The organism is Sulfitobacter brevis, assembly GCF_900112755.1.
In the GTDB taxonomy this organism is placed as follows: domain Bacteria; phylum Pseudomonadota; class Alphaproteobacteria; order Rhodobacterales; family Rhodobacteraceae; genus Sulfitobacter; species Sulfitobacter brevis.
In genome coordinates this window covers 1-6850 of sequence record NZ_FOMW01000043.1, presented here as the reverse complement: position 1 = coordinate 6850, position 6850 = coordinate 1, and the positions used below count along the sequence as shown (strand labels likewise).

The following is a 6850-nucleotide window of genomic DNA, read 5'->3' as shown; positions in this document are numbered from 1 at the left end:
AGCCGTTCGGCGAATGGAACAGGGTCTTCCCCGATCCCGCCATGACACTCGCGGCCGTCGACAGGCTTGTTCATCATGCGACCATCTTCGAAATGAATGTCGAGAGCTACCGGCGGCGATCCGCGCTCGAAGCCAAACGCAAGCGAGGCAGGCCTGCCACATACGCGACAATCAACAACACACCGCTGATTGACGCGGAGCGACAAACAACAGACGAAGAAAATCTTGCCGACGGCAATAACGATGATATCGTCACAGATGCCGCGACATAGAATCTCATCATGATTGTCGCCGCCGTCTCACCCAGATTGTCGCGCTATACTTTGCGCCGCGACATCGCAATCCGACACCTAGCAATGGGTCAGAAGAGCGTTGAAGCGATTGCACATGAAGTAGGGTTCTCGTCGGCTGCAAATTTCCACCGCGCCTTTCAAAGATGGACGGGCAACACGCCAAGTTCGTATCGGCGCAATAGGACAATCGATCGCTAATTTGTCACTTTTGGACAATGATCTGTCATCTCTTGAGATAGAACGGCGCTGTTTTTTACGGCACGTTGGTCCCAAGAAGCCAATTTAGTATGAGATGGACTGCAAAACATCTTTGCCAGCCGTATTCTGAGCTTTGGCGAGTTACAACAGTGCAGCCTATTGGAAGGAACATCCTATGTCAGAGAAACTCGCCGCCATTCTTGAAGCTGCACGCGCACATGCACAAGACGTTATTTCACCAAATGTTGACGCATGGAACGCCGCAAAAAAATGGCCGCGTGATGCATCTGACAACGCCGGTGCGGCTGGTTTGACGGGGCTCTACGCACCAGAGGAACTTGGCGGCCAAGGATTACCACTGTCCGAGGGTATTCAGGTCTATGAACAGCTGGGCCTTGGCGATGGGGCCTATGCGTTTGCATTGTCGATGCACAACATTTGTACCTTCGCGGGCTGCGGGTATGGGACCGACGCGTTTAAGGATAAATGGTCGCGCGACCTTACCTCGGGCCGCAAGTTGGCTAACTTTGCTTTGACCGAACCACAATCAGGCTCTGACGCAACGAACATGTACACCCGCGCCACCATTAATGGTGACGGCACATGGACGATCAGCGGTTCAAAGGCTTGGGTTAGCTTGGCGACGGAGGCCGATATCTACTTTACGGTCGTCAAGACCAGCGATGCGCCGGGCCATAAGGACATGGCTATGATCGCTATTCCCGCTGACGCGCCAGGCATCAGTTTTGGCCCGATGTATGACACCCCGTCCTATAACTTCCTGCCGATGTCAGAGATGTACCTCGATAAAGTTGTTGTCAGTGAGGACAATATCATCCTGCCCATCGGTCAGGGTTTGCAAGGGTCCCTTATGGCTATCGACATCGCTCGAGTTTCTATCGCGTCGGGGTGTTGCGGTTTGATGCAAGCCGCCCTTGATACGGCGTTATCCTATTCTAAAAATCGCAAGATGTTTGGCGGAAAGAACCTCGATCTAGACGGAATCCAGTGGATGCTGGGTGAAGTGGCGACCGACCTAGAGGTCTCCAAGCTGCTGTACCGTAAAGCTGCCGAGGCTCTTGGAACGCCTGAGGGCCCGCTGATGGCCGCGCATGCCAAACGATTTGTGCCAGATGCTGCTGTGAAGGCAGCCAATACATGCACGCAGGTATTGGGTGGAATGGGCCTGTTGCAGCCATATGGGCTAGACCGGTTGTCCCGCCTCGCGCAAATGCTGCGGATCGTGGACGGCACGACGGAAATTAGCCGCATCGTCATTGGGCGCGCCATGCAAAAGCGTGCAGCAAGCTTGCCCGATTTGCCAGTGCCTAAGGGGTTCGGTGAGGCAGACACAAACACGGTTTCGGTAGCTGCACAGTAATTTGCCTCTATGGGTAGACCTGCCGTAATGAAAGCAAAGCGGTTGCTTTGAAGCGGCCACTTGAATACCAATTCCTGTTGTTGCCAATAAAATGATGACCGACGACGAAGTCCGCAACTTGCCCCTTATCCATAAAATCTATGCAGTAGTTTACTTGAATGGCTGGTTTTCTGGCTGCTGCGCGGCGAGAAAGTCTGCATTTACAATTAAATTGCCGCACTTATCGTGCCATTGAACACTATATTGCTAGGCTACCAACTGATCCTTACGGGGGACATGGCCCAAACCATTGTGGCTTCTTCATCTGTTCGGTTGCGAAAGCGGTGGGCGATCATTGAAGGATAAGAAAAGCTATCGCCTGCCCTCAGTACTATCAACTCATCTCCTAAACGCAGCTCGACCTCTCCGGTTATGACAATGGCGTGTTGTTCACCTTCAAACACGAAGCCTTCCAATGGTTCGGCTGGCGCACCCTTGCCCGGTGCGAACCGGGACAATATCAGATAGCACTGGCCGGATAATGTACTGGAAAGCAGTTCATCGCGAAATCCCATTTCCGCCTCGCTGCGCGTGTACATGTCAGACAACTGCCTGCGGTTTTCTGCGCGAACGATGTGGTGGCGTTCCAGCGGCCCATCGCCTGACTGGACGGGAAAGAACCAAGCAGGATCAACATGCAGCACTTTGCCAATCTCTTGCAGTAACGGATCCGAGACCCGCGCATTGCCCAGTTCGATCCGGCTAAGATAAGCCGTCGAACAAGACAATTGCGCGCTAAGAGCGTTCAGTGTCAGGCCGCGCGCCCTGCGCACTTCACGGATTTCAGCACCAAGGCGTGCGGCTGCATCTGGGGAGTCATTTTTGTTCATACAAAATAATAGTTGATTTCTTATATGAAATTCAACCAAGTTGAATTATGGAGTAAAATTCAACTTGGTTGATTCGAGCCATCAGGAGTTAGTGCAATGCGTTTTGATCTAATCGCGAATTTCAACCCCGGGGCAACCATCCCTTGGACACGCACGCTTGAGATGATCCTTGAGCAATGTTCGCTGGCGGAGGACGCGGGTTTTACCACAGCGTGGTTCACCGAACATCACTTTGCCCACAACGGCTACATGAACGCGCCGCCCAATCCGGTGCAAATGTGTACGCATGTTGCCGCCCATTGCAAAAAGCTGCGCGTCGGCACAGCACCCATCATTTTGCCCGACTGGCACCCCCTGCGTGTGGCAGAAGACGTCGCGATGCTGGATAACATGACACTTGGGCGTGTGGATTTTGGCGTGGCCAAGGGCATCAACGAACGCTCTACCATCCAGTTCAACCCCAATGCAGACCGTCGCGACAACGTCAAGGTTATGCGGCTTTATCAGGAAAGCCTTGAAGTGATCCTGAAAGCTTGGACCAACGAGGCTTTCACCCACAAGGGTGAGTTTTATGAATTTCCTGTGCCGGGTTGGAAGGAAACCAACCGTTTCTTTGAACCGCTTGATCCGCGCTATCACGGACCGGATGGCGAATATAAAGCCATGTATGTCCACCCGCGGCCCTATCAGGACGGGCACCCGCCTGTGTGGCTGATGTCCAACGCGCCACCGACATTCAAGTTGGCGGGCGACAAGGGCTGGGGGGTGATCTCGATGGCGGCCGGCGTCAAACGCACGCGCGCCTGTTGGGAACCGTATCAAGATGCGCTGGCTGCAAGCACAGGCCGCGACGTGGCTTTGGGTGAAGGCGTAGGCGTCTGCACTGCGTTTTATGTGGGTGAAAGCATGGAAGAGGCCGTGGAAACCATCCGCCCCTCGATCAACGCCTATTATGAATTCCTTGGCGGTTCGCGCCCTGCAGGGGAGTGGACGAAGCACGGATACCTAGACGTCGGCGAAGAAATGACGCCTGACGACGAGGGCCGCGACTGGTTTGACTTCCTCAACAAACGCGGGATCATCATGGTGGGCGATGCCGAGTTCGTGGCAAACCGGATTGCCGAACGGCAAGAAACGACCGGCCTCGATCACCTGATGCTGATGCAACAATACACCGGCGTCCCATATAAGAAGATCCTCGCAAGTTGGCACCGGCTGTTCGAACATGTGGTGCCGCGTTTCGGCACCCAATCAATCGCGCAGAAACGGGAGCGTGCTAATGCTTGAGATTTGGGGGAGGCCCTATTCGTCAAATGTGATCCCCGTGATCTGGACCGCGAATGAGCTGGGGTTAGAGTATACGCTGCAATTGGCTGGTGGCAGCTTCGGTAAGCTGGACACGGATGACTACGCCTTGATCAATCCCAATCGCATGATCCCCGCGATCAGGGATGGTGATTTTGCGCTGTGGGAAAGCCTCGCAATCGTGCGTTACCTGTGTGACCGCTATGACGCAGGAGGCCTTAGCCCAAAGGACACGCAGACCCGCGCCATCGCAGATCAATGGATGGAATGGTCCGCCAGCAAGGCGTTTGTGCCCGTGATCCACTTGTTCTTTGCCACAGTACGCACCCAGCCAACCGACCGGGACCCGTACAAAATAGCCACCCTGCGGGACGAAGCACATGGCGCGCTGAGCCTTTTGGATAGGCATTTAACCGACCGTGATTACGTTTGTGGCGCCACCTTTACGATGGCAGATATTCCGTTGGGTTGCGTCGTCTATCGCTATTTCAATGTCGATGTGGATCGTCCTCCATTGCCGCATGTCGAAGCATGGTACCAACACCTGACAGAACGACCCGCCTACCGCGACCACGTGATGCGCCATTTTGGAACGACTCCCGACGAATGGGCGGCCCTTGAAAAAGCATGCGCATCCGAGGGTGTGAACTGATGGACATCAAAGACTATCGCTGCGCCCTTGGTAGCTTTGCAACAGGCGTCACCATTGTGACAGCCTTTGACAGTCATCGCCAACCATGGGGGCTGACCGCCAATTCGTTTACATCAGTATCGCTGGACCCACCGGTTATTTCTGTATGTATCGCCAAAACGGGCCGTGTATTCCCTACACTTGCCGCTTCGTCTCGATTTGGGGTCAACATACTGGCCTGTGACCAACAGGACCTTGCTTTGCATTTTGCCAGCAAAGTTGAAAACAGATTTGACGGGGTTGATTGGGATGCTGGGCCTGATGGCGCACCACTTCTGCCCAGATCATCCGCCCGGTTGGATTGCTCGGTTCGCGCACGCATTGACGCCGAAGATCATGAAATTCTGTTGGGATTGGTTGAGAGCTACTCTCATCAACCAACGCCCCCACTTGTTTATTGTCGGGGCACCTTCTTTGACGCCCCTCAATCGGAGGCCAAACTATGACGGACCCTTTAACCCTCCACGAAGGACGCGACCCTGATTGGTTCGATGCCCAGTATAACCTACGCGCGGGACGCCCGGATTATGAAGAGACGGTTATTCCAGGTTGGATCGCCGCCAGTCAGGCGGCGCGTGATACCCTCGATTGCATGTTGGACGTGCGTTATGCAGACGGCGAAAAGCAATTGCTGGATGTGTTCCGGTGCGGCGACCCTACAGCCCCTACCCTGATTTGGATCCATGGAGGCTATTGGCAGCGTGGCGACAAATCAATCTATAGCTTCCTTGCGACGCCCTTTGTGCAAAAAGGGGTGAATGTCGTGGTAGTCGGCTATGATTTGTGCCCAGCTGTCACGATGACGCGCATCTGCGAAGAACTCCGCGAGGCGCTGACCTATGTCTGGCACGAAGCCCCAAAGATGGGCATCAACCGCGACCGGATCACGGTTATGGGCCATTCCGCAGGCGGGCATTTGACCCAGATGATGATGGCCACTGACTGGCCTGCCCGCGAGGCCGCCTTGCCAGCAGACCTTATAAAATCTGGTATTCCCGTCTCCCCGCTCAGCTATTTGGAGCCTGTACGCCTGACCCTCGCTCTTAACGCAAACCTCAGGATGAACACATCAGAAGCAATCGCCGAAAGCCCTATGTCCAATCATCCGCCAGTGACAAACGCATCGCAATTGGTTGTTGTAGGTGGGGCCGAAACGGACGAGTTTCACCGCCAGTCGCACATGTACCAAGACAAGTTTGCGACCGATGAACGGCCCATAGAAATGTACGTGGTGCCAAACGTGGACCACTTCGATGAACTCAACGTGCTGGCGGACCCCGCTAGCCCATTCTTTGTCAAAACCTGCGCCATGCTTGGCCTGAAAGGATAACGATATGACTGACCTGACACGCGAATTGGTGGATGCCGTTGGCGACGCATTTAACGCAAATGATATTGATATTGTGATGCAGTACTTTGCTCCTGATGCAACCTTTGATCATGCAATCGGCCCAGATGTGCACGGAGTTCGTTTTGAAGGAGCAGATGTGATACGTAGTGTCTTTGCGGGATTGTTCGAAAAGGTTGAGACTGTGCACTGGGAAACGCTCGATTGTGCGCTGACCGCGACGAAAGCCTACTGCGAATACCGCCGCACGGCCCGCCACCAGGACGGCACCACAGAGGAATACCTTAGCGTCGATATTTTGACCTTCAAAAATGGTCTGATAGTGCACAAAGACACCTATTATAAACAGCGCACTTAAAAGTTCCGCAGCAGATCGTCGGCATTGTTAAACGATCTGCTGCACCCAATGCCATCATTCATGCACGGTACAGCATCAGGCACTTTGCGCACTTCCGACGCCTTCGCTGCGCTAGTCACGAATGACCGCAATCGTCGCGCTTTCTTTAGGCGTGTTAGGCAAATAAAACTCAGCAATCCCACGTTTACCGTCCTTTCTACCCAATTGAACGATCACATCAATTGACTTTTGGATGTACTGCCGCACCTCAGCAAATGTCAGCGGCGTGCCTGCTTGCAAGACCATTATGGCTAACCGATCTATTGCCAACTCCTGCAGCGCGACAAACTGGATGAGACTCAGCGTCAATCAGGATGAGACGTCGCGGCGGGTGTGTGCTGAAGGGAGGGCGTAGCCCGACCGGAGGC

The 6850-nt window shown here is 54.1% G+C and carries 9 protein-coding genes and 1 pseudogene; 8 read left to right on the top strand and 2 right to left on the bottom strand.

Features of this window, described 5'->3' with window-relative positions; all coding sequences use genetic code 11:
* The 3 genes from BM174_RS20240 to BM174_RS20230 form a co-directional block, all read left to right on the top strand.
* A partial coding sequence (locus BM174_RS20240; protein ID WP_177209563.1) for an ATP-binding protein occupies nucleotides 1-272 on the top strand: 272 nt, incomplete at its 5' end.
* Nucleotides 273-308: 36 nt separating this feature from the next.
* Nucleotides 309-491: a helix-turn-helix domain-containing protein gene (locus BM174_RS20235; protein ID WP_281244881.1), complete on the top strand. Its 183-nt coding sequence runs from the start codon at nucleotides 309-311 to the stop codon at nucleotides 489-491.
* Nucleotides 492-666: 175 nt separating this feature from the next.
* Nucleotides 667-1872 carry an acyl-CoA dehydrogenase family protein gene (locus tag BM174_RS20230; protein ID WP_093925616.1) on the top strand — a complete coding sequence of 402 codons (1206 nt, stop codon included), beginning with the start codon at nucleotides 667-669 and terminating at the stop codon, nucleotides 1870-1872.
* A 251-nt stretch (nucleotides 1873-2123) separates the two neighbouring features.
* Here the strand turns inward: BM174_RS20230 and BM174_RS20225 are convergent, their stop codons facing one another.
* Complete coding sequence (locus BM174_RS20225; protein ID WP_245766471.1) at nucleotides 2124-2780, bottom strand: helix-turn-helix domain-containing protein; 657 nt, start codon at nucleotides 2778-2780, stop codon at nucleotides 2124-2126.
* Nucleotides 2781-2837: 57 nt separating this feature from the next.
* Between BM174_RS20225 and BM174_RS20220 the strand changes: the two genes are divergently transcribed.
* From BM174_RS20220 to BM174_RS20200, 5 genes are read left to right on the top strand one after another with little or no spacing between them, the layout of a single operon-like run.
* On the top strand, nucleotides 2838-4028 hold the full coding sequence (locus BM174_RS20220; protein WP_093925614.1) for an LLM class flavin-dependent oxidoreductase: 1191 nt from the start codon (nucleotides 2838-2840) through the stop codon (nucleotides 4026-4028).
* Nucleotides 4021-4698: a glutathione S-transferase family protein gene (locus BM174_RS20215; RefSeq protein ID WP_093925613.1), complete on the top strand. Its 678-nt coding sequence runs from the start codon at nucleotides 4021-4023 to the stop codon at nucleotides 4696-4698. The genes BM174_RS20220 and BM174_RS20215 overlap by 8 nt, the downstream gene beginning before the upstream one ends.
* Nucleotides 4698-5183 carry a flavin reductase family protein gene (locus BM174_RS20210; RefSeq protein ID WP_177209562.1) on the top strand — a complete coding sequence of 162 codons (486 nt, stop codon included), beginning with the start codon at nucleotides 4698-4700 and terminating at the stop codon, nucleotides 5181-5183. The genes BM174_RS20215 and BM174_RS20210 overlap by 1 nt, the downstream gene beginning before the upstream one ends.
* Nucleotides 5180-6067: an alpha/beta hydrolase gene (locus BM174_RS20205; protein ID WP_093925611.1), complete on the top strand. Its 888-nt coding sequence runs from the start codon at nucleotides 5180-5182 to the stop codon at nucleotides 6065-6067. Before BM174_RS20210 ends, BM174_RS20205 begins: the two co-directional genes overlap by 4 nt.
* A gap of 4 nt (nucleotides 6068-6071) precedes the next feature.
* Nucleotides 6072-6443 (top strand): nuclear transport factor 2 family protein, encoded by a 372-nt coding sequence (locus tag BM174_RS20200; protein WP_093925610.1) that lies wholly within the window; start codon nucleotides 6072-6074, stop codon nucleotides 6441-6443.
* A gap of 111 nt (nucleotides 6444-6554) precedes the next feature.
* Here BM174_RS20200 and BM174_RS20195 read toward each other — a convergent pair.
* Nucleotides 6555-6755, bottom strand: a pseudogene (locus BM174_RS20195) (type II secretion system protein E); the annotation flags it as partial.
* Nucleotides 6756-6850: the final 95 nt, after the last annotated feature.